Annotated in this window: 21 protein-coding genes and 2 pseudogenes; 7 read left to right on the plus strand and 16 right to left on the minus strand. The window is 57.8% G+C overall.

All coding sequences use genetic code 11. The features are described 5' to 3' along the window. Positions 1–5: 5 nt before the first annotated feature. From MRS74_RS17375 to MRS74_RS17385, 3 genes and pseudogenes are all read left to right on the plus strand, one after another. Positions 6–884, plus strand: a pseudogene (locus tag MRS74_RS17375) (ATP-grasp domain-containing protein); the annotation flags it as partial. A gap of 27 nt (positions 885–911) precedes the next feature. Further along, positions 912–1,190 carry a cation:proton antiporter regulatory subunit gene (locus MRS74_RS17380; RefSeq protein ID WP_281177193.1) on the plus strand — a complete coding sequence of 93 codons (279 nt, stop codon included), beginning with the start codon at positions 912–914 and terminating at the stop codon, positions 1,188–1,190. 40 nt (positions 1,191–1,230) lie between these two features. After that, positions 1,231–3,168, plus strand: coding sequence for a pentapeptide repeat-containing protein (locus tag MRS74_RS17385; protein WP_254581540.1), 1,938 nt, complete (start codon positions 1,231–1,233; stop codon positions 3,166–3,168). 261 nt (positions 3,169–3,429) lie between these two features. Here the strand turns inward: MRS74_RS17385 and MRS74_RS17390 are convergent, their stop codons facing one another. From MRS74_RS17390 to MRS74_RS17435, 10 genes and pseudogenes are all read right to left on the minus strand, one after another. After that, on the minus strand, positions 3,430–3,780 hold the full coding sequence (locus MRS74_RS17390) for a DEAD/DEAH box helicase (protein WP_254581541.1): 351 nt from the start codon (positions 3,778–3,780) through the stop codon (positions 3,430–3,432). 84 nt (positions 3,781–3,864) lie between these two features. Continuing rightward, positions 3,865–4,221 carry a heavy-metal-associated domain-containing protein gene (locus MRS74_RS17395; protein ID WP_254581542.1) on the minus strand — a complete coding sequence of 119 codons (357 nt, stop codon included), beginning with the start codon at positions 4,219–4,221 and terminating at the stop codon, positions 3,865–3,867. Between the two features lie 59 nt (positions 4,222–4,280). After that, entirely contained in the window at positions 4,281–4,739 is a 459-nt protein-coding gene (locus tag MRS74_RS17400) for an ATPase (RefSeq protein ID WP_254581543.1), read from the minus strand. 2 nt (positions 4,740–4,741) lie between these two features. Next, on the minus strand, positions 4,742–4,942 hold the full coding sequence (locus MRS74_RS17405; protein WP_254581544.1) for a hypothetical protein: 201 nt from the start codon (positions 4,940–4,942) through the stop codon (positions 4,742–4,744). Positions 4,943–5,019: 77 nt separating this feature from the next. Continuing rightward, on the minus strand, positions 5,020–5,394 hold the full coding sequence (locus MRS74_RS17410; protein ID WP_254581545.1) for a methyltransferase family protein: 375 nt from the start codon (positions 5,392–5,394) through the stop codon (positions 5,020–5,022). A gap of 345 nt (positions 5,395–5,739) precedes the next feature. After that, positions 5,740–5,889 carry a hypothetical protein gene (locus MRS74_RS17415; RefSeq protein WP_254581546.1) on the minus strand — a complete coding sequence of 50 codons (150 nt, stop codon included), beginning with the start codon at positions 5,887–5,889 and terminating at the stop codon, positions 5,740–5,742. An 18-nt stretch (positions 5,890–5,907) separates the two neighbouring features. Further along, a pseudogene (locus MRS74_RS17420) lies at positions 5,908–6,111 on the minus strand (type II toxin-antitoxin system HigB family toxin); the annotation flags it as partial. Between the two features lie 341 nt (positions 6,112–6,452). After that, positions 6,453–6,953, minus strand: coding sequence for a hypothetical protein (locus MRS74_RS17425; RefSeq protein ID WP_254581547.1), 501 nt, complete (start codon positions 6,951–6,953; stop codon positions 6,453–6,455). 206 nt (positions 6,954–7,159) lie between these two features. After that, a complete protein-coding gene (locus MRS74_RS17430) occupies positions 7,160–8,449 on the minus strand; it encodes a tyrosine-type recombinase/integrase (protein WP_254581548.1) in 1,290 nt (429 codons plus the stop codon). Positions 8,450–9,031: 582 nt separating this feature from the next. Next, positions 9,032–9,466, minus strand: a complete 435-nt coding sequence (locus tag MRS74_RS17435; protein WP_254581549.1) for a VOC family protein — start codon at positions 9,464–9,466, stop codon at positions 9,032–9,034. A gap of 264 nt (positions 9,467–9,730) precedes the next feature. Here MRS74_RS17435 and MRS74_RS17440 point away from each other — a divergent pair, with 264 nt between their 5' ends. Both MRS74_RS17440 and MRS74_RS17445 read left to right on the plus strand, forming a co-directional pair. Beyond that, positions 9,731–11,272 (plus strand): hypothetical protein, encoded by a 1,542-nt coding sequence (locus MRS74_RS17440; RefSeq protein WP_254581550.1) that lies wholly within the window; start codon positions 9,731–9,733, stop codon positions 11,270–11,272. Next, complete coding sequence (locus tag MRS74_RS17445; RefSeq protein WP_254581551.1) at positions 11,269–11,970, plus strand: DUF3047 domain-containing protein; 702 nt, start codon at positions 11,269–11,271, stop codon at positions 11,968–11,970. The genes MRS74_RS17440 and MRS74_RS17445 overlap by 4 nt, the downstream gene beginning before the upstream one ends. Before the next feature lie 160 nt (positions 11,971–12,130). On the opposite strand, the gene MRS74_RS17450 is transcribed toward MRS74_RS17445, so the two are convergent. From MRS74_RS17450 to edd, 4 genes are read right to left on the minus strand one after another with little or no spacing between them, the layout of a single operon-like run. Next, positions 12,131–13,009, minus strand: a complete 879-nt coding sequence (locus MRS74_RS17450; protein ID WP_254581552.1) for an aldo/keto reductase — start codon at positions 13,007–13,009, stop codon at positions 12,131–12,133. A 3-nt stretch (positions 13,010–13,012) separates the two neighbouring features. After that, the gene (locus tag MRS74_RS17455) at positions 13,013–13,882 is read right to left on the minus strand and encodes a D-hexose-6-phosphate mutarotase (RefSeq protein ID WP_254581553.1); all 870 of its coding nucleotides are present in this window, start codon (positions 13,880–13,882) and stop codon (positions 13,013–13,015) included. A 56-nt stretch (positions 13,883–13,938) separates the two neighbouring features. Continuing rightward, positions 13,939–14,901: a glucokinase gene (gene glk / locus MRS74_RS17460; protein WP_254581554.1), complete on the minus strand. Its 963-nt coding sequence runs from the start codon at positions 14,899–14,901 to the stop codon at positions 13,939–13,941. Further along, the gene (gene edd / locus MRS74_RS17465; RefSeq protein WP_254581555.1) at positions 14,898–16,727 is read right to left on the minus strand and encodes a phosphogluconate dehydratase; all 1,830 of its coding nucleotides are present in this window, start codon (positions 16,725–16,727) and stop codon (positions 14,898–14,900) included. Before edd ends, glk begins: the two co-directional genes overlap by 4 nt. Positions 16,728–16,942: 215 nt before the next feature. Between edd and gap the strand changes: the two genes are divergently transcribed. Both gap and pyk read left to right on the plus strand, forming a co-directional pair. Then, positions 16,943–17,947: a type I glyceraldehyde-3-phosphate dehydrogenase gene (gap, locus tag MRS74_RS17470; protein ID WP_254581556.1), complete on the plus strand. Its 1,005-nt coding sequence runs from the start codon at positions 16,943–16,945 to the stop codon at positions 17,945–17,947. Positions 17,948–17,963: 16 nt separating this feature from the next. Beyond that, positions 17,964–19,412: a pyruvate kinase gene (gene pyk / locus MRS74_RS17475; protein WP_254581557.1), complete on the plus strand. Its 1,449-nt coding sequence runs from the start codon at positions 17,964–17,966 to the stop codon at positions 19,410–19,412. A 422-nt stretch (positions 19,413–19,834) separates the two neighbouring features. Here the strand turns inward: pyk and choX are convergent, their stop codons facing one another. Beyond that, the gene (choX, locus tag MRS74_RS17480) at positions 19,835–20,797 is read right to left on the minus strand and encodes a choline ABC transporter substrate-binding protein (RefSeq protein WP_254581558.1); all 963 of its coding nucleotides are present in this window, start codon (positions 20,795–20,797) and stop codon (positions 19,835–19,837) included. Between the two features lie 79 nt (positions 20,798–20,876). After that, complete coding sequence (gene betC, locus MRS74_RS17485) at positions 20,877–22,397, minus strand: choline-sulfatase (protein WP_254581559.1); 1,521 nt, start codon at positions 22,395–22,397, stop codon at positions 20,877–20,879. Between the last annotated feature and the right edge of the window lie 118 nt (positions 22,398–22,515).

Consider the following 22,515-nt stretch of genomic DNA (forward strand, 5'->3'; position numbering starts at 1 on the left):
ATGTTATGAAACTCGCTATCCTTTCCTGTGGACCAAACTCCTATAGCACCCGCAGATTAAAAGAAGCTGCCGAGTCCCGTGGGCATAAGGTAAAAGTACTTAACACCTTAAAATTTGCGATCGATCTTGATCGCGGCTCTCCTGATCTCTATTACCGACAGCAGCAGCTTAGCGATTATGATGCGGTATTACCCCGTATTGGTGCTTCTATCACCTACTACGGAACGGCCGTCGTTCGTCAGTTTCAGGAAATGGATGTTTATTGCGCCAACACGGCACACGGCATTCTGAACTCCCGAGACAAGCTGAGAAGCTTGCAGATTTTAAGTCGCCATCACCTCGGCATTCCAAAAACCAACTTCGTACGTGATAAAAAGGATGTCCTCCCCGCCATAGAACGTGTGGGTAATGCGCCGGTTATTATCAAACTCATTGAAGGTACTCAGGGTATTGGCGTCCTGCTCGCCGAATCGACCAAGTCTGCTGAGGCGATTATTGAGTTGCTGCAAAGCCAGAAACAAAACGTGCTGGTACAAAAATTTGTAGCGGAAAGCAAAGGGAAAGACATTCGCGCACTGGTTGTCGGTGACCGGGTGGTCGCCGCTATGCGTCGTGTGGCGCAAGGACAGGAGTTTCGGAGCAATGTACACAGGGGCGGTGTGGCTGAACCTGTTGAGCTAAGCGAAGAGTACAAAAACACGGCCGTTAAGGCCGCGCAAATACTGGGGCTTCAGGTGGCCGGAGTTGACATGCTCGAAGGGAAAGATGGCCCCCAGATTATGGAGGTAAACTCCTCGCCCGGCTTGGAGGGCATCGAAAACTGCACTCAGCTTGATATTGCCGGCGCCATCATCGATTACATTGCCGCTCAGGTAGATTTCCCCGAAATCGATGTCCGCCAGCGCCTGACCGTGAGCCGTGGCTACGGTGTCGCCGAAATATATGTGCCGCCGGAGTCTCAATTCATAGGGAAAACCATTACGGATTCGGGGCTGTTAGAGCAGGATATTAACGTGCTAACCCTTTACCGGGATGCTAAAGCGATCCCGAATCCAAAATATTCCCGCGTGCTGGAGCCAGGAGATAAGTTACTTTGTTTCGGCAAACTGGATTCCATGCGAACGCTTGTGCCGGCAAACACCAGACGCAAAAGAAAACCGAAGGTCAAGCCGCTGGATACGGGCATCTAATCTAATCATCTTTGGCCTATGAAAAAGGCAGGACGCTCAGATGCCCAGCCCGTTTCGGCGCCGTCACGAACAGCACATTGCATCACGTCGCCGTAGAGCGAACTCGATATCCCCGCGACACGACACAGGGGCGGCAGCTATTGCTCGCATCAATGAGCTCTCCCACGCAGCGCGCCCGATTTGGTTCACGCTGCTCGGTTATTTTGCCTTTGCCATAATCACGCTTCTCGGGGTCGAGGACGCGGACTTCTTTATCGATAGTCGACAAACTCAGCTGCCAATCGTCAACGTCTCCATTCCCACGTCCAGCTTCTTCCTGTTCGCACCTACTCTGGGTACCGCCCTCTATGTCTATTTTCACTTCCAGCTTTTAAAGCTTTGGGAAGCGCTCTCAGTGCCTGACGCCAGGATTGATGGCAAGCCGCTGGCGGAACACGTTACGCCCTGGCTCATCAACGACTTCGGATTGTGGTTGCGAACCGACGGCAGCACAGCTGACCGTGCGCTCAGCTGGCTTTCAAACATCGTTGTCTTCACATTGGTCTTCGTGGCATGGCCCGCGACGCTGATCGTTTTCTGGTTTCGCTCTTTCCCTGCGCACGAAGAGCGCACGACACTCGTTATAGGCGCAGCCCTGGTAATCGCGCTTACAGCGCTCTTTCAAAGCATTCTCTCGGTCTTTTCGAATCTGCGGCTGCACCGGGCCTATGGTGGCGGCAGTTGGCATCTCGTTGAGGTCATATTGATCATCGTCCTGGCTCTCCCAATCGGTACGATCTCCTGGATCGCCACCGAGGATAGCCGGGAGGTTTGGCCGATCAGCGTGATCGACCGTGTGGTGCCCGCATGGATGGCAGCTATCCGCGATAGCTTTACACTTTGGCCTGCCGATCTGGCGGAAGTGGAACTCGTGCCCCGCTCCCCCGGCTTCCTCGAATACGACGTCCACCGCAGCCAGTTCCGCGTCGAGTGGTGCCGGCGACAGGGTTTGTCAATGGACGTCTGTGGGCCCTATGTTGCGAGGGTCGCTAACACACCACTCCATGTAGTCGATGCCCGCAGGAGTTGGTGCCTCAAATGGGAGTTGCCTGTTGATTGCAAAACTTACATCAACACACTTGATCGAGATTTCGACAGCGCGTGGCGCATCGAGCGTCGCGCTGCAATCAACGCCCTTGAGTCCAGAAACCTCAGGCAAGCCGACCTAAGAAACGCCAGGTTGGTCCTTGCATCGCTTGTCGGGTCGGATCTGCGCGGAGCACGTCTGGCCAGGGCGGATCTGAGTGGAGCCGAGTTGGAGGGGGTGGATCTGCGCGCAGCACAGCTGAAGGGGGCGAAACTCAGCGGAGCAAAGCTGGAAGGCGCGAACCTCCGGGAGGCAGATCTTGAGGGGGCACATCTCTTCGAGGCAGAGTTAGAGGGGGCGAACTTCCGCGCCGCAAAGCTGAACAGGGCAGACTTCCGCGCGGCACGACTGGCGGGCGCGGATCTTCGCTCGGCACAGCTGACGGGAGCGGACCTCAGCTGGGCAAAGCTGGAGGGGACGAACCTCCGCGGGGCAAAGCTGATGAGGGCGAACCTCCAGGCGGCAAAACTGGATGGGGCGGACCTCTTCGAGGCAGGGCTGGAGGGCGCGGATCTCCGCGCGGCACAGCTGACAGGGGCGTACATCAACCGGGCAAAGTTCGAATCCACTGACGTGAAGGCTGCAACGTTCAGCGGCGCGGCCCTTAGATCTGTGAATTGTATAGAGATGCTAAACCTTGTGCCTGACCAGATCATCTCAGCCTTTGGCGATGGCTCGGTCACGCTGCCAGACGGCTGGGACTGGCCCACGCACTGGCCCCGCGAAAACTTGGGCAACGAAGCGTTCTATGGCCGTTGGCGCTATTGGCGGGAGGCGCAGAACCTGCCCTGGCCACCACCAGGCAAGGCGCTTGAAAGGCTCGCTCGCTTCGAGGCCATAGCGCCCGAATAACAGCCTTTTCCCCGGGGGACCCAAGCTGATCAACTGTGCTGACTGAAGTGCACTGATGATGTGGCGTGCGAGGCGCACTCTCTGGGCTTAGTAAAACCTCGCCCAATCCGGCACGACAGGCTTGATGGGACATCACTGCCCGCGGATAAGGGAAAGCAAGGGCGTAAGGCGAATAGTGCATCTAAAGGTACGGAAAGCTTGCTACTGGTTAGGACAACGTGACACGCTGCTTGTTATTGCTGTTCAGCCATGATTTTTCGATTACGTTTGGAGCTGCAACTCAAGCGTACATTCGGGTTCATCTTGATCAGGAAATCTGGCCTCATAGCCCATCGCGGCATAGCCTTTTTCCCATTTCTTGAACATACGTTGCAACATGGGTAATGAACAGTCCAGATAGTCGTATATTGTGACCTTCTCTTTACCCTCGATTTCCCGGTGCAGGCGGCCGGCATACTGTGCTAGCGTTCCTTTCCAGGCAATTGGCAGCGCAAGAAAGAGCGTCTCCAGTCGCGGCAGGTCAAAGCCTTCGCCTACATACTTGCCTGTGGCAACCACTACTTGAGCTGATGCCAACTGCTCGTTCGCAATCTTGCGTTCTTTCGCCTGCATCGCTCCCCTTAACACCACTACGCTGAGGCCTCTCGATGCCAGCAGCTTCGCAAAGGTCCACCTTGCCGTGTAGTACCTGCAGCCCTATTTCCTCGGTGGAATTTTGCTGCAACACCAGGGTTCATGCTGGGCACTGTCGCGAGCATTCTGGTCGGTGTAGCGGTACCAGCCCTCCTTGAACCGGGTCCACCAGCCATGATCCAGATCGCTGCCATGCCGGCGCACGATCGCTTCGACCTGTTCGAGCTGCAGCACGGAAGCATCGTAGGCGATATCCAGTCTGCGCGTTTCCGGATCGAGCGCAACACTGTCGACACCTATCAGTGGCTCTATTTCCAGCGCAATTGCCCTGGCTTTATCGACGTCCAGGTCTTCGAGTTTCAGATGGCGCTTTACCAGATACGCATCATGAACGCCGGGCTTGTGATCGATATCGGACATTCGGGTCTTCCTCTTCGTTGATTCCGGATTGCAGGCACCCGTCGCTTCAGCGGCTTCTTTCAAATACCGCCGAGGCGATTGCCGCCCTGGCTCATCTGCATCGCCGCGTGCGTTTCGATGTCGATCAGGTTCTGCAGCAACTCCCGCGCCGATCCACCAGAAGACTGGGCAAACAGGTAGCGGTAAAGCTCGATCGCCAGGTTGTGCTGTTCGAGAATTCGAGCCATCAACACCGCGATATCCTGGGTGTCGAGTTCGCCGTCACACAACATTGTGGCCTGCGCGGGATTCTTGTCGAAGTATTCATAACACCAGGTATTCAGCGCCTGGCTGCTGGCCATCTCCTCGAACCGGTCGATTACCTGGGCCAACCGATCCTCATGCTGCTCGAGATAGTCGAGCAGCAGCTGCGCACGCTCACTGACGACCCGGTCCTCGCAATGTTTCAAGCAACCGGACAACTGGCGGTGAAGCTCGGCCGTCCAGTGCAGTACGTCTTTAAGGGTTTCTATTTGCATAATCAGATCCTCTGGATATCCAAGGTTTTTCGATATTGCGCCACGTCCACCTGATAAGTCGCATACCGTCGCGCATGGCCGCCAGCGTCTGGTGTTCGCCATGCACCAGATGAGCAGTGGGCCTTGTGCCTGACATTGTCCCGGATGTTCTGGTCGGTGAAGCGATACCAGCCCTGCTCGAGTTCACCACCATGCTTGCGCAAGACTTCCCTGACCTCCCCGCTCTGTGGCTGCGAGGCGTCGTATACGATATCGGGACACCGGCTTTGGCTGTCGAGTGTCACAGCTTCAACGCCCAGCCATTGCCCGATTTCCTCGACGATGGCGCTGGCAGATGGCGCTTCACCAGATGCGCATCATGAACGCCGGGCTTGTGGTCTTTTTCGGTCATGGGACGTCTCCGCCATTGCTTGATCACTGCGATCGATATCCGGACTGCCTTGACCATTGCCTTTGCCCTTTGCCCTTTGCCCTTTGCCCCCGCAGTTTGGGGGATAAAGGCCGGTTTCTTCGCGCTGTAGCAGCGGTGCTCATCACCGAATTCCCGTATCACCAGCGCTTCCTCACACATCGCCAGTCGAATATAAACCACCACCAGTATTGCAAACATGATCAGCGTCAGGAGTGTTGGCCATTGCAGCAAGAATCCGAACATGATCAGAACTCAGGCGACATACGGCGGATAAGCCAGTCTTACGGGACAGTAGCAGTCCGAGGCGGGTGTCATAGCGCACCGTATCCGGTGCCCTTCAGATTTCTGGCGAGCTCGTTAACCGTCATTGCACTCATCTCTATACTAGCTTACTCCTATGCTAGAACCTGTGAGGATGAAACCGCTGCTGCCCACCCTGCTGTTGGGGAGGGCCGCCGCTTCATGGCTATCGGATGCACTGATGCTGATCGCCCGGCGTACCTTCAAGCATCGGGAGGGGTTATCGAAGCCGCGCAAGCCACGACCCAAACCGCATAAGCACATGAGCCAGAAGCCGTGCTGACGATCTCATGCCTTAATATGGGTGGATTGCCTGAAGAGGTCGCGAAACAACTGTGCCTTTTGTTCCGCGCTGAGTATCACCAGCGGATAAGAATGTGATGCATGCAGCAGCGCTATCTTGCAGTCGGCATCAGTGCGGATCGGTTTGATGTCCATCTTCCGTTACCTCTGGCGTTAAATCGTCCCGACATCGATCTGGTCATATTGAACATGAGTGCCGATAAAGCGGACGTAGACCACACGATAGGCATAGTTGACCCAGACCACCAACCGGTACTTGTTCCCAGCAATGTTGAACAGCCCCCGGCCATCCTTGAGTATGTTGGCGTTGCGAAAGTCCTGTTTGACCTCAGCGGGCGAACCCCAGTGTGCTTCCGTCGCATCCGCGTACGCGGGATTGTCTTCCCAGCGAGTTCAATGCAGAGATCATCGTTATCGACGTTTCCGCCATCGCTTTCACGACGCAACAACTCGCAGTATCGCGTAAAGATCCCGAGATCCTTTTTGAAGGTCTCGAGCCCATCCTTTTCCTGCTTGCAGGCCGCAAGGCTGTTTCCCGCATTGGATATCAGCACAACATCCCCCGCAGTCTTGGTGAGTTCGAACATCGCCCTCGCCTGCTTGTAGGCATCGGAGGCTGGCGCGTATCGTTATTGCCAGCGTTGAACAGGTGCTAACCGCAGCATTGCGTTTCGATTTCGCGAATCACGGATCACGGATCACGGATCAGAACGATCATCCGCTTTGGCCCTGAAAGTATTTAACAGCGTGCCAATGGATGCATCCTTGGCATCAACCAGAAGGCGGGCCAACTCTTCCCTTCCTTCGTCGAAGCATTGCTCAATATCGAAGTTATTGTCGGTGCCGTACAGTATCGATTCCGCTTCCTGCAGCGATTGCTTCTCATCGCAATAATCATCGACTTCGAGACCGACCATTACAGCGGTTACCGCAACCGTTCCGACGGTCGCGGCCGCTAATATTGCGCTGCCAATACGTTTGGTCGATCGTTTCACTAGCCGCTTTGAGGCCGACACCTTTTTCTGCTGGTGCCTTTGTTTCATTTGCTCGACAACCTGCTTTGAGCTGCGAAGCTCTTGAAGCGCGTCAATAGATGTTGTCGCCAGCCCGAACAGGCCGAGAATGGTGTTCAGGTATAGCGAGGCGACCATCGTTACAGTGGCAAGCGTCATCGAGACGGCCCAGAAGATCTTTTTCATTTCCCGAGTTCCTCGCTTGTTCGGCGATACAGCTGATGCGCAGAACACCGTCTGCCCATACGCCAGGCAGGAAGTTGGCGCCTTGCGTCGCCGTGTGACTTTACCGCTTTGGTACAACGAACTAACACAGTTTATCCAGCACCCGCCGAGTTTCTGGCTGCGACCTTCGAGGGCATCGACGCCTGTCGTTAAGACCTGACTGACGCTTAATCCCCCAGCAATCGGTTGAGCGATTTGTTCTCGGCCGACTCATGGCGCTCCGCCCGGCTGGTATGCAGATACTGTGACGTAGTCTCAATGCTGTCATGCCCGGCGTCCGCCTGAACATGGGACAAAGGCCTGCCATTGAGATTGATATCGTGGGATATGCCGGTATGGCGAATGCTGTGGGGCGTCATGGTGCGCATCTCTCTGGCATCCTGGGAGAAACCGTCTTTCTCGGCTCTGTCCGCGGCCAGTTCAATCACATGATTGATTTCATCGCGCAGCTGACGGATACCCAGATTGGCGTTCAGCAGGCCAACATCCCGCCCTCGCCCCGCGGCCCGGTGGCGAATGAACAGCGGTGTATTGTCGGCCGGTGAAGGCAGGTCTTCCAGCCCCAGGTAGCGGCGGTAATGCCTGAGTGCGCTCAGCAGCTTTCTGGAGACCGCCACCGTGCGCTTCTTGCCACCTTTGCTGTGCGGTATGAAATACAGCCAGACCGAGGTCTTGCTGTCGCGGCGAAACTGTCCCATCACAGGTGCAAATCCCGGGCGCGCAGCCACTTCAGAGATGCGCAGATAGCAGGCATACATCAGGCTGATCAGAAATCGGGTGCGTTGATGCTGTTCAGGGTCAGCCAGGGCCAGTTGCTCTGCGGTTTCCATCACGTAAGACCATTGCAGTTCGGTGAAGGCCTTCATCTCCTCGGCATCGCTCATTGAGCTTGCAGGACCCGCCTTGTAGCGACCATTTTTGATCAGCATCAGCGCCGGATTACGCTCGGTGTATTCTTCCTGGATCAGGTATCCAAAGAACGACGACAGAATTGCCAGCTTGGTTTTCAGCGCCTTCTCGGTAATGCGATAGGGCAGGGTTTCACCCTGCTCCCGCTTGCCCAGAAAGGGGCGCCACAGCGGATTGGGTACACGCTCGTCCAGAATTTTCGAAACCACAAACTGCGCCACGTTACGGTATGCAATCAGGTTCGCCGGCGGGTGCATGCAGTACTCGACGTAGCGGTTCATGTGCTGGCGGCGCACATCCGCCAGGGAGATCTGTGCCACATCAAAACACCATTGCAGGAAGGTCGTCAGTTCACTGCGATAGGTTTTGTAGTTGTTCTCGCTGTGGCGCTGCTCCAGCAGCCATTCCAGCGCCAGCTCGTAAACGAAGCCCGCATCCGGCACCGACTCCAGCATGACGCGGGTCAGATACTGATTCACATGGGCGTTGGCATCTTCCACATGCGCAATCCCGTCAAACAGCGGCATGGCCGGTGGCATCTCGATCATCGAAAATTCCGTAGGATAAAAGATTAGATAACTATTAAATCATATAGTTAAATATTAGTTCTAAGATATTACCTTGCTATAAATTTCGCATCATCCAGAGCCAGCATGCTCAGGTGCCTGTCACGGCGAAAGTTCACCTCGCACATAAAACCAGAGCGAGCCTGATCTATGTAGCAGGTTCTGGAAGGCAGTCCGATAATGCTGGCCGCAACGGGAGCCGGCTGATTTGCACTGGTTTACGCTGTTTTAAGACGATACAAGGGTCACTGCGCCAATGCCCCCGAATCTGGGTGAAGGATTGAACTTAACCGATGGCACTGCCGAGCGCGGGCTCAGCGGTAACTGGCAGAGCTACAAGACGGCAGCCGACAGTGCCTGGGCGCCATCTCAAGATGCGGTGATACAACCTGAAGACAGTTGTACTGCGAGGGCGTGATGCAGCAAGATAGCGCCAGCATCTGCTGGCCGGCGTATTGATAGGTTTGGGCTCAACCCACTGGGGGGCGAAAATGACTCCGAGCCGCTGATGCGGCTCGGGGATGCATTGAGGTTGAAGTAGCGCGCCAAAATAGGCGCCTGGCACTAGCCGGTCTGCTGCTGCAGTTCCATCTGGGCGTCCTGAATATGTTCCTGCGCCATATAGATCAGTTCCCAGACGTGCCCATCCAGATCCTGAAAACCATGGCCGTACATGAAACCGTGATCCTGGGGTTCGTTATAGGTACGCCCCCCTGCCTGCAGCGCACGCTTTACGAGATCATCTACCTCGTTACGGCTATCACAGGTGATGCAAATCAGCACTTCGGAAAAGCTGGAGCTGTCACAGATGTTTTTGGGAGAAAAGGCCTGAAAGCGCGCTTCACTGAGCAGCATCACGCTCATCTGCGACGAAACCACCATGCAGGTCGCCGACGCATCACTGAACTGGGGATTGAAGCCAAACCCCAGATGGGTAAAGAAGTCGATGGCCCGATCCAGATGTTTCACGGGCAGATTGATATAACTCTGTCTGTTCATGTTGGTCCTGCCTGGCTGCGATATTTATTGTTTTCGTACTCAGGTTCAGATCAGCTATCCGTGGCGCGCGAGCTCCGGTTTTCGCCCACATACAATAGTTGTTCTGCTCGCTTCATACCAGTACTCAGACTGCGACGCCTGAGCGCCAGTCGCTGAGCCGCAGTGGAACACCCCGGGCGTACCGACGACGACGGCGCTAACGAACTAAAATATACCCAGCAGACCAGCAGGCGATTAACCGTGCAACGCTTTAGGCCCACAGCCATGACAACCACCGCAGATACCCGTATTGCAGGCTCCGGTTGCTCTGGAGTTTCTGCTGAAGCCCTCCCGCGCCTTGCGCCACAACGGCGCTCGCCGGCGCCGGCCAGGTTGCTGTTATTGTTACTGCTGGCCGTCAGTGGCTGCACTATGGCACCAAGACCAAGTCCGAACCCTCCCGGGCTTGCTGCCGGTCTACTGGCGCAGTGCCAGTGGCTATTTGAACAGACAGACGACCATATCGATCAGGCCGGCGTGCGCCATCAGGGTCTGGCACGGATTAGCGGCTTCCCCTATCTGCGCATCAATCGCTTTCTGGCATCCTTTGGCCCGGAGCTCGACTCCCCCGCGCAGATCAATACCTGGCTGCAACAGCTGGCACGGCTGGATGCACAGGCCCGGCGGCCGGAGCTGTCCAACCTTGCAGGCAGCGGGCGGGCGATCATGGCTGCGCCGCTAAATGCACGGCTTGATGAGTGTCGTACCCGCCTGGTGGCAGACTTGCTGCACCAGCCAGGGCAACTCCGGCATCTGCGCAAAGTGGCCTCGGTACCAGATGATTACCGCATCGCCTGGCGTGTCGCGGGGCTTTATCCACTGAGTGCTCCGCTGGTGCTGCAGGGCGTGCGGCGCTGGCACGACGAAGCCAGGAACACCTTTGGTCAGCCCTTGGACCAGCTAGCCGTTACCGGACAACTGACGCGCTGGAGCGCACTGCCGGCACCGGAAGAGGCTTTAGCGCACATCGATAGTGCGCACACATTGACTCGCGATGCCCTGGGCATTCCCAGGCTTGCCCCTGAGCGTCTGGCGCAGCTGTTTGCCCGCTATGCACCGGTCTGGGAGATTGACGTAGTGGATGCCAACGACGTTATCGGCACCCCGGTATGGGATGGGGGCCCTGGCTTCGATACCACCACAGCGACCCAGTACCAACTGCCCTCCTACACCCGTTTTGGCGACGAGGTACTGCTGCAGCTGAATTATGTTATCTGGTTTAAGGCCCGCCCGGGCGAGGATATCTATGCCGGGCGTTTCGATGGGTTGACCTGGCGCGTTACTCTGGGCTCCGATCTGCAGCCCCTGCTGTACGACAGCATTCACAATTGTGGCTGTTACCACAGTTTTTTTCCTACCGCGTCCCTGCAACTGCGCACCGATCTTCCGGAAACTGGATTTGAACCGCCACTGGTACCGCAAACCGCACCCCCCGGGCCTCTGGTGGTGCGCCTTGAGCATCAACGGCATTTTATCCAGCGCGTCTATCCGCGGGAGGATGCCGATCCTGGTCACCCGCTCGTCGTGTCGGACTATGCCAGCCTGCTTGCGCTGCCAGGTGCCAAGGGTCACCATAGTTTCTTCGGTAATCACGGTCTGGTGGCCGGTAGCGAAAGGCCGGAGCGCTTTATCCTCTGGCCCATGGGAATTCGCTCCCCCGGCGCCATGCGCCAGTGGGGCCGCCATGCGGTAGCCTTTGTCGGCCGTCGGCATTTCGACGACCCCGATCTGATTCCCTCCCTGTTTAAACGAGTCCCTGGCCCATGACTACGCTGTTAGCGCATCACTCAATAGCCCCCCTGCTGCCACGTATATTGATCGCTGCCCTGCTGGTATCAGTCGCAGCCACCGTCGCCGCCGAACGTCTGGACGTAGGGCAGTTCTCCCAGGGCGTGCTGAAGCACTGGGAGGCAGAAAAGTTTTCTGGCATCACTGAGTATCAGCTCGAAACAGACAGCGAGCGCGGCACTGTGCTCGGGGCACGCAGCCAGGGCAGCGCATCGGGCCTGTTTCGCAAGATCGACCTAGACCTCAATGCCACACCCTGGCTGCACTGGTCATGGAAGATCGACAAGCTGCTGCAGGGAGCCGATGAGCGCACCAAAGCCGGTGATGACTATCCGGCACGTATCTATGTGGTCTTTTCCGGCGGCGTATTTTTCTGGAAAACCCGGGCACTGAATTATGTGTGGTCCAGCCATCAGCCAATCGGCAGCGAGTGGCCCAACGCCTATACCGGCAATGCGCGCATGATTGCGGTTCAATCCGCCGAGACAGCGCCGGGACAATGGCGCAGCGAAATTCGGGATGTGCGCGCCGACTACCGTCGACTGTTTGGAGAGGAGCCGGGCAAGGTGGTGGCGGTCGCACTCATGACCGACACCGATAACACCGGCCAGTCAGTGAAGGCCTGGTATGGTGATATCTGGTTCAGTGAATCGGCGACCAGGACCGCGGCTGAATAGAGGGAGCAAACAGATGGCCAGGAACTTGATGACGACCGAGAACACGGCAGAAAATAAACTATTAAATACTTTAAAAACAAAAATATACATCAACTATTGAGGGCGAATCGGTACATTTGATGTCGCTGCAAAGCGACCGAACAAGCCGCGCCCCTGGAGCTCAGGGGACGCGTTCTCCCCGGGCCATTTCCAGCAGGGCGAACCAGTCCGGACGCTGCATTTCATAACGACAACCCGCCAGTGCATCGGCAATACGGGCTTCATTCAAACTGCCAACGACGGGTATAGGCGCGCCGGGAATGCGCCGCAACCAGGCGATAGCCAGTCCAGCCGGGCCACAACCCGCCTTCTCCGCCAGCTCATGCAGCAGCACGCCAAGCCCTTCCTCTTCCAGTCGACCTCCGGCCAGTGGCGCCCAGGCCAGCATTTTCAGACCGTCGTGCTGCATGGCTTCGCTGGTGCCGTTAAACAGAGGTGCATTCATGCGCAGTGACAGTTCGAGCTGATTGCAACTGAGTCGACTGCCCAGGGCCTGCTGCAGCAGGCGCCACTGCGGCGGGTTGAAGTTGGAGACTCCGATCTGGGCGACCTTGCCACTTTGCAGCAGACGCTCCAGCACCCGCGCCGTGGGCCCGATATCCATCAGTGGATCGGGACGATGCAGCAGAAACATATCCAGGCGCTCAACGCCCAGGCGATTGAGACTGCCATTGACCGAGGCTTCGAGGTAATCAGGCGAACTGTCGTAATGGGTAACATTCCAGGGTGACCCGTCTCGCGGTACCTTGATGATGTCCGCCTTGCTGATCAGACGAACCCTGGACTTAAGCTCTGCCGACTGCGCAAGCGCTGCACCGAACAGGGTTTCACAGCGGCCATCACCGTAGATGTCGGCATGATCGAACCAGTGCAGCCCCTGCTCGACACGTCGGTTGATCCAGCCTGCCAGCGCCGCCGGATCATGCAGCGACTTGTGCTCATGCAGGCGCATCATCCCCAGCACCAGCGGTGTGTCTACCGCACTGTTCAACTCTGCCATGCTCTACTCCACAATCGATATGAGGGTCCCAATATGGTGGTGCTGGCCGGGCAGCAACTGAACGGGATCAACGTACGTATTTGCAGCCTCAACACAGACAAAGGCCGGCTGCTGTCCCATTCCTACATCCGCAATTGCCTCTGCTGCTGCGCCTGGGTTCCACACCACGGTTGAGCCACTGCCAAACTTTCCAACCCTGAGGCTGCGCTGCGCGCCAGTATCCTGCACCTGTGTGACTGTATTATGACTATAGATGCGATCCGTGGTGCCGCGGATACGCAGCGGTTCGCTCTGTAGCGCTCTCACGCCCTGTAGCAGTTTGTCGCGGTATTCGCAGCCCTGCAAACCGTCAAGCACCACCTGATGTACGTCAGACACCGCCAGATAGCTGTGCAGTGCCTGGGTCAGCAGTATAGGCGCGTCGGTTGCATTTAGCGTATCAATGCTGACGTGCAGCGTCCGCTCCTTCACTTCTACCAGCACCCGAGGCACCAGACCGCACTCCAGGGCGATCACAGGCTGCAGTTCCAGGCTGACGCCGGTATCGCTGCATTGCTGCAGATCAATATCCCAGAGCGCGGTGCGTGCCAGACCATGAAAGGGTTTGGCAGCATCGTCCGGATGGGCCGCAAACCAGGGCCAGCACACCGGAATACCGCCGCGAATGGGCGCCGGTGCCGGCAACAGGCTGTCACTCAGCCAGAGCACGGCAGACTGCCCGCTGGGGCGAAAATGCACCACCTGGGCACCCTGGCGCGACAGCACCAGTTCGCCCCAGGGCTTGCGAATCAGCAGCAGCGAGAAGCCCTGCAGACTGGCATCCTGCACACCGTCCGGCATGGCCTCCAGCAGCGCCGCGAGTTCCTGATTCATCCTAAGTCCTGTTTCCTTGCATGCTTTGGCGGCCTTTTACCAGTGTCGTACCGGCATTAGCCCTGCACCAGCGAATTGTCGAGCCCGGCGGCCGCACCGAGCAGGCCCGGGTATTCGGCGGTACAGAGCCATACCGGCACCTTGGTCATATAGTCGTTAAAGCGCCCCTTGGCCTCAAAGCCTTCACGAAAGGCACTGGCGAGCAGAAATTCCTGCATGCGCGGCAGAATACCACCGCACAGGTAAACCCCGCCACGACCGCCGACGGTCAGCACCGCATCCCCGGCCTGTTCGCCCAGAATGCGGCAGAAACGCGCCAGCGCTTCTTCGGCCAGTGCATCACCCGTCAGCCCCGCCGCCGTGACTTCAGCCGGGCGTGTCAGGGTGGTCGGCAGTGAACGGTAGCTGGCGATGGCCTGGTACAGATTCACCAGGCCCTGGCCGCAGAGTATCCGCTCCACCGAAACGCGCCCAAACTGATCCTTGAGGCTGCGCCAGATGGCAACCTCGAGTTCATCAGTCGGGGCGAAACTGACATGGCCGCCCTCGGTCGACAGCGGCACCCATTCATCCCCGGCCGGCACCAGCGCCGAAACGCCGAGCCCGGTGCCGGGGCCAATCACCAGCCGGGTGCTGCCGGCCAGGCTTTCGCCGCCGCCAATGGCAACCAGCTCGTGGGGCTGAACATGCAGCATGCCCAGCGCCATGGCGGTGAAGTCATTCAGGAGCCGAAACTGATCCAGCCCCAGGGTTTGCTGCATCGCCCGGCGATTGAAGGCCCAGTGATTGTTGGTCATGCGGATCTGCTCGTCCTGCACCGGGCAGGCGAAGGCCAGACAGGCCCGCGTGACGCCGATCACGCCAGCATCGGCGAGATAGGTAGCACAGGCCGCGTCCAGGTTGTCGAATTCCGCACAGGGCAGCGTGCGTATATGCTCCAGCTCGACGTGGCCCGGCTTCACCAGCGCCAGGCGCGCATTGGTACCGCCGATATCGCCAACCAGCGCATACTCGCTCATGCACCGGTCTCCTCTTGGAAGAAGATGCTGGCGCCCTCTTCTGCACCGCTGACATGCTTGCGCAGCGGCGCGAAAAGCTCACGCCCCATGCCCTGATGATGACCGAGCATTTCGCTGGCAGGCGCCGCTTCGCGGGCCGCAAATTCGGCGGCATCAATGAGCAGTTCCAGGCTGCCGCTAAGGGCATCCAGGCGCACCATGTCACCGCTGCGCACCCGCGCCAACGGGCCACCATTGGCGGCCTCAGGCCAAACGTGGATGGCGGCCGGCACCTTGCCGGAGGCGCCGGACATGCGGCCATCGGTGACCAGCGCCACCTTGAAGCCACGGTCCTGCAGCGTGCCCAGGTAAGGTGTCAGCTTGTGCAGTTCGGGCATGCCGATCGCTTTGGGGCCCTGATAGCGCACGACCGCAACAAAGTCCTTTTCCAGCTCGCCGCGCTTGAAGGCGTCCGCCACCTGATCCTGGTCATCAAACACCAGCGCCGGTGCTTCAACCAGCTGATGCTCGGCGGCGACCGCTGAAATCTTGATCACACCGCGGCCCAGGTTGCCCTTGAGCAGCTTGAGGCCACCGTTGGAGCTGAAGGGTTCAGCGGCGCCACGCAGTACAGCGGGATCCAGTGATTCGGTCGCGCCCTGGCGCCACACCAGCTTGCCATCTTCGAGGAAAGGCTCCTGGGTGTAGTGCGACATACCCTCGCCCATGACGGTCACGACATCTTCGTGCATAAAGCCCGCGGCCAGCAGTTCGCGCACCAGGAAAGAGGTGCCGCCGGCGGCCTGGAAGTGGTTGATGTCCGCTTCGCCATTGGGGTAGATGCGCGCCAGCAAGGGCACCACATCGGACAGATCGGAGAAATCGTCCCAGTTGATGATAATGCCGGCAGCACGGGCCACGGCAATCATGTGCATGGTGTGGTTGGTCGAACCGCCGGTGGCCAGCAGCGCCACCAGACCGTTGACGATGGCTTTCTCATCCAGCACTTCATACAGCGGCGTAAAACGACCGTTCTGTTCGGTAATACGTACCGCCTGGCGGGCCGCTTCGCGGGTCAGGGCATCGCGCAGCTCCGTACCCGGATTAACGAAAGACGAGCCCGGCAGGTGCAGACCCATCAGTTCGACAACCAGCTGATTGGTGTTGGCGGTACCGTAAAAGGTGCAGGTGCCGGCGCTGTGGTAGGAGCTGGACTCGCAGTCGAGCAGCGCATCACGGCCAACCTTGCCCTCAGCATAGAGTTGGCGGATACGGGCCTTTTCCTTATTCGGCAGGCCGCTGGGCATAGGCCCCGCCGGCACTAGCAGGGTCGGCAGATGTCCAAAGCTCAGGGCGCCCATCAGCAGCCCAGGCACGATCTTGTCACAGATGCCAAGATAGAGTGCGGAGTCAAACATGTTGTGGGACAGCGACACTGCGGTCGACATGGCGATGACATCACGGCTGAACAGGCTAAGCTCCATACCGGGCTGACCCTGGGTTACACCGTCGCACATGGCCGGAACACCGCCCGCTACCTGGGCGACAGATCCCAGTTCGCGTACCGCGGTACGGATCTTGTTGGGATAGTCTTCATAGGGCTGGTGCGCCGACAGCATGTCGTTGTAGGCGGTGACGATGCCAACATTGACCGCGTTGGTCATCTTCAGTGCCTGTTTGTCGCTCGCGCCACAGGCGGCAAAACCATGAGCCTGGTTGCCACAGGACAGGGCTGAGCGATGTACGCCCTTTTCCTCGGCCGCCTTCATGCGGCTGATGTAGGCATCACGGCTGTCTTTGCTGCGGGCGATAATCCGTGCGGTGACTTGCTCGACGGTGGAATGCATGGCAACTCCTGAAGGTAAGTTTTCTTGTACTGGTAATTTACGTATAAAATGCAAACTGTGACGCCGAGTCGGCAGCTTGCAGCCATATAAAGGCAACGATTCGACTAAGTTTGGTAAGTTTACCAATTTTTTTATTTAATGTTTGATTTATTTCCATCAAAAGCGTAAGTTTTACAAAATTAAAACAGCAGATCGATGCAGCAGAGGTTTTTGACATGACTATACGCGTTGCTATTAATGGTTTTGGTCGCATTGGCCGCAATGTCCTGCGGGCACTTTACGAAAACAATTACCGTGATCGCATCCACGTTGTCGCTATCAACGATCTCGGCGACGCCGCTATCAATTCCCACCTGTTCCAGTTCGACAGCGTACACGGCCGTTTCAACGGCAGCGTAAGCCACGATAACGAGTCCATGACCGTCAACAACGACCGCATCAGCATCACCTCTGTGCGCAACCCGGCCGAGCTGCCCTGGGCACACCTGGACGTTGATGTTGTGTACGAATGCACCGGCCTGTTTACCAGCCGTGAAAAAGCGGCGGCTCACCTGAGCGCTGGCGCACGTAAAGTCATCATCTCGGCGCCCGGTACCGGCGTTGATGCCACCGTGGTCTACGGTGTTAACGATAGCACTCTGCGCCAGAGCGATGAGATTATTTCCAACGCTTCATGCACCACCAACTGCCTGGCACCGGTGGCACAGGTTCTGCAGCGCGAGATCGGCATCGAAAGCGGCCTGATGACCACTATCCATGCCTACACCAATGATCAGAACCTGTCGGATGTGTATCACACCGATCTGTACCGTGCCCGCTCTGCTACTCAGTCCATGATTCCGACCAAAACCGGCGCTGCTGCTGCGGTAGGCCTGGTACTGCCGGAGCTGGCGGGCAAGTTCGACGGCATGGCGGTGCGTGTACCGACTATCAACGTCTCCCTGGTCGATCTGGCGTTTATCGCCGAACGCACCACCACGGTAGACGAAGTCAACGCCCTGCTGCAGGCCGCGGCGGAAAAATCCCCGGTACTGGGCTTCAACACCCTGCCGCTGGTGTCCGTCGATTTCAACCATTGCCCTCTGTCGTCGACCTTCGACGCCACTCAGACCAAAGTCTCCGGCCGTCTCGTCAAGGTCATGGCCTGGTATGACAACGAGTGGGGCTTCTCGAACCGCATGCTTGATAACACTCTTGCCCTGGTTAACGCCCCGGCCTAATGGAGCAGCATTAAAAATGTTACGCCGAACCAAGATCGTCGCTACGCTCGGACCTGCGACCAGCAGCCCGGAAATGCTCGAAAAACTGATCGCCGCGGGTACTGATGTGGTGCGCCTGAACTTCTCCCACGGGGAAGCGGCAGACCACCAGGCCCGTGCCAGCCTGGTGCGTGAAATCAGCCGCAAACAGGGTCGCTTCGTCGCCATTCTGGGCGACCTGCAGGGGCCCAAGATTCGCATCTCGCGCTTCAAGAATCACAAGGTCAGCCTGACCAAGGGCCAGGCCTTCGCACTGGATTCGACGCTGGACAAGGATGCGGGCGACGAAACTCAGGTCGGCATCGACTTTGAAGCCCTGATCCGCGATGCCCGCATCGGCGACGTACTGCTGCTGGATGATGGCCGCGTTGAGCTCAAGGTCACCGCCGTATCCGATACGCGCATCGATTCCGAAGTGCTGGTGGGCGGCGTGCTGTCGAACAACAAGGGCATCAACCGCCTCGGTGGTGGTTTGTCTGCCAAGGCGCTGACCGACAAGGATCGCGAAGACATCAAGACCGCCGCCGCCATTGGCGTCGACTATGTTGCCGTGTCCTTCCCCCGTGACGCCTCCGATATGGAAGAAGCCCGCGTACTGCTGCGCGCCGCCGGCTCCAACGCCGGCCTGATCGCCAAAATCGAGCGTGCTGAAACCGTCGCCGACGACGCAATTCTGGATGGCATCATTCGCGCTTCCGAAGCCGTCATGGTTGCCCGTGGCGACCTGGCGGTGGAAATAGGTGATGCGGAACTGGTGGCGGTACAGAAGCACATCATTGCCCGTGCCCGCACCCTGAATAAGGTGGTGATCACCGCGACCCAGATGATGGAGTCCATGATCAGCAGCCCGATGCCGACCCGCGCCGAAGTGTCCGATGTGGCCAACGCCGTGATGGATTACACCGATGCGGTCATGCTGTCGGCCGAAACCGCCGCAGGCGACTATCCGGTGGAAACCGTGGAAGCCATGTCGCGGGTGTGCATGGGGGCTGAACGCCACCCGATCACGCACCGTTCCAAGCACCGTATCCACGAAAACTTTGAAGCCATCGACGAAAGCATCGCACTGTCGGCCATCTATGCGGCCAACCATCTGCGTGGCGTCAAGGCCATCATCTGCATGACCGAGTCCGGCATGACACCGCTGCTCATGTCCCGCATTCGCTCGCCCCTGCCGATCTTTGCGCTGTCACGCCGTGAAGATACCCAGCACCGGGTATCACTTTACCGTGGCGTTCAGACCATTCCGTTCTACAGCGAAGCGATGGAACCGAGCCAAATCAATCAGAACGCCATCAACGAACTGATCGAGCGTGGCGTGGTTGTCGATGGTGACCTGGTTGTGATCACCAAGGGTGATTACATGAACGCCCAGGGTGGCACCAACACCATGAAAGTGGTCAAGGTCGGTCAGGCTATCGCCTAAGTTAAGCCGCAGCTGAGGCCTGGCCCCAGCTGCAGCACCCTCACTCATTGCAGCCTGTCGGACTTAACACTGATCTACTGCGGACAAGCCGATTATCTAAGGTAAAGAGGGGCCATTTTTTGTACTCTTTTTTGTTAAATAGAACCACTATTTGCCTCAAAAGAGCCCAAAAACTGCCTCAAATCGGCCTTTCCCTCGCTACGATCGGCTAAGCCCGACAGGCTGCCTGGAGTGGCTCCCGTTATCGTCTTGTTGGCTCACAGGCTCATATTGGTTGCAGATATGATTCATCGATAACGGTCTTGGCAGGCACCGAACGGATTCCCTCGGTTGCCTGCTTTTTTATGCCCGCGGGCTTGCCACACGTTCTAGTTTTCATTCCTTCCGTAAATATTTGTTTTTAAAACATTCATCTATCAAATTCATAGCCCCAGATGGTTTTTTACCGCCGCCAGCCCCGGCTGACCATCACGGGTCCTGACATTTTCCAGCCAGTCTGCCAGCACCTCCGGATTTGCCGTGAGCCATTCGCTCGCGGCCAGATCTGCCTTCTTGCCGTCGTCCAGAATGGCACCCATGATGGCGCTTTCCATGTCCAGGCTGAATGCCATATTGCCCAGCAGTGTGCCTACATTGGGACATTCGGCGCTGTAGCCCTTGCGTGTGACCGTATGGATGCTGGCGCCGCCGTAGTTGGGGCCGAAGTATTCATCGCCGCCTGCCAGGTAACGCATGTCGACCCGCAGGTTCATCGGGTGCGGTGCCCAGCCCAGAAAGACGATAGATTCGTTCTTGCGCACGGCCCGGCTGACCTGGCTCAGCATGGCCTGTTCGCCGGATTCGATCAGTTTCCAGCCCTCGAGACCAAAGTCACCCTTGTCGATCATGCCCTGCAACAGGCCATTGGCCGGCGCACCCGGGTCTATGCCATAGATGCGCTGGCGAAAATCATCGCCACGGCTGCCAAGATCTTCAAAACGGGTGACGCCGCTGTCATAAACGTAGCTCGGTACTGCAAGAGTAAACTTTGCGCCTTCAAGATTGGTCCGCACCTTATCGAGTTCCGGGCCGTACTTGTCGATAAAGCCCTGCTGCGCCGGCATCCAGTTACCCAGAAATACATCGATTTCGCCCTTTTTCAGGCTTTCAAAACCGATTGGCACCGCCAGCAGATCCACTGAAGGCGAGTAGCCCAGCCCGGTGAGCACAGTACCGGCGAGTGCATTGGTAACGCTGATATCGGTCCAGCCCGGGTCCGTCAGGCGCACCTGCTCGCACTGTGGCGCCTCGGTGGCTGCCGCAGACTGCGCCGTTGCAGCCAGCCCCAGTGCCATGGCGCTGACAAAGATGCAGCGCTTAACAGTCATTTCACATTTTGAATTCATTGTTTTTTTCCTGAGTCAGTGAGTGTCTAAAATCAACCGTAAAAACCAAGCCGCCTCTAGGGACTTATGCATAGGTTCCCTAGTCCACTTGCGGAAAGCGCGAGCGGCGCTCCAGATCATCCAGATCAACGGTATTGCGCATGTACTGGACACTGGCATCGACGAAGGGCTGGTGGTCCCAGGAGGTGACCTTGCCCTGACGCAGCGCATCGGCCACCAGACGGCGACGGCGCTGGCTCCAGAGCACATCCTGGTGCAGTGCATCCATATCCCAGCGCTCGCTGACTTCCTGTATAAGCGTCGCCACCCGATCCGCCTGGGCCGCATTCTGCGCCAGGTTGTTCAGCTCCTGCGGATCAGCATCCAGGTCATACAGCTGGGCCGGGTCCGTCGAGCAATAGATGAACTTGTAGTTGTCACGTCTAATCATCAGCACAGGCGCGACAGTGCCCTCGGCCATGTACTCGCCGATCACTTCATCATGTCCCCTGGCGCCCTGCAGGTGGGGTACCAGGCTGCGCCCCTCAATCGGTGTCGCATAGGCGTTGAATTCGCCACTACTGGCCATATCGACAAAGGTGGGCAGCAGGTCCATCGTCGATACGCTGGCACTGATGCGCGCCGCATCGAAATGGGCCGGCGCATGCACAATCATCGGCACCCGGGCCGAGTTCTCGAACCAGCTCATCTTGTACCAGAGGCCGCGCTCGCCGAGCATGTCGCCATGATCGCCGGAGAACACGATAATGGTGTTTTCATCCAGCCCGGTTTCCTTCAGGGTTTTCAGCAGAGTGCCGATCTGATCGTCCACATAGCTGATGGCACCGTAATAGGCCCGGCGCGCATTGCGAATCTGCTGCTCGCTGAGCTCGGTCTTGTCCATTTCGTAAACGAAACGCAGGCGCGCCGAGTGCGGGTCCTGATCCTCAGGCGCAATCTTGACGGCCGGCAGGTCGATCTCGTCGTTGTCGTAGCGGTTCCAGTACTCTTGCGGGATTGCATAGGGATCGTGGGGGTGGGTCATGGAGACCGTCAGGCAGAACGGACGCTCATCGCTGCTGCGGGCATGGTCATACAGATAGCGGCGGGCATTGAAAATCACCTCGTCGTCATAATCCAGCTGATTGGTACGTACACAGGGACCAGCCTGGGTTACCGACGACATGTTGTGATACCAGCTCGGGCGGGTTTCGAACTGGTCCCAGTTCACCGCCCAGCCGAAGTCTGCCGGATAGATATCACTGGTCAGGCGCTCTTCAAAGCCGTGCAGCTGATCCGGGCCGCAGAAATGCATCTTGCCGGAGAGCGCGGTGCTATAGCCCAGATGGCGCAGATAGTGGGCAAAGGTCGGCACATCGGCCGGCAGTTCCGCCGCGTTGTCATAGGCACCAATTTTGGATGGCAGGCGGCCGGACATCAGTACGAATCGCGATGGCGCACAGAGCGGGCTGTTGCAATAGGCAGAATCGAACACCACGCCCTGCTCGGCCAGCGCACTGAGGTTGGGTGTCTTAACCAGTGGGTGACCGTATACCGGCAACGCCGACGCGGCCAGCTGATCGGCCATTATGAACAGAATATTAGGTTTGGTTTTACTCATGGCAGTTACCTACTCCTCTCACCCTTATTAATACTCAGGCCCTGCACAGAGAGGCCGCGATATAAGTGTCAGATAAGATACTGCGCGCCCGCCGGATTGCTGTAAACTGGCTCAAAAC

The organism is Marinobacterium sedimentorum, assembly GCF_024267675.1.
Taxonomy (GTDB): Bacteria; Pseudomonadota; Gammaproteobacteria; order Pseudomonadales; family Balneatricaceae; genus Marinobacterium_A; species Marinobacterium_A sedimentorum.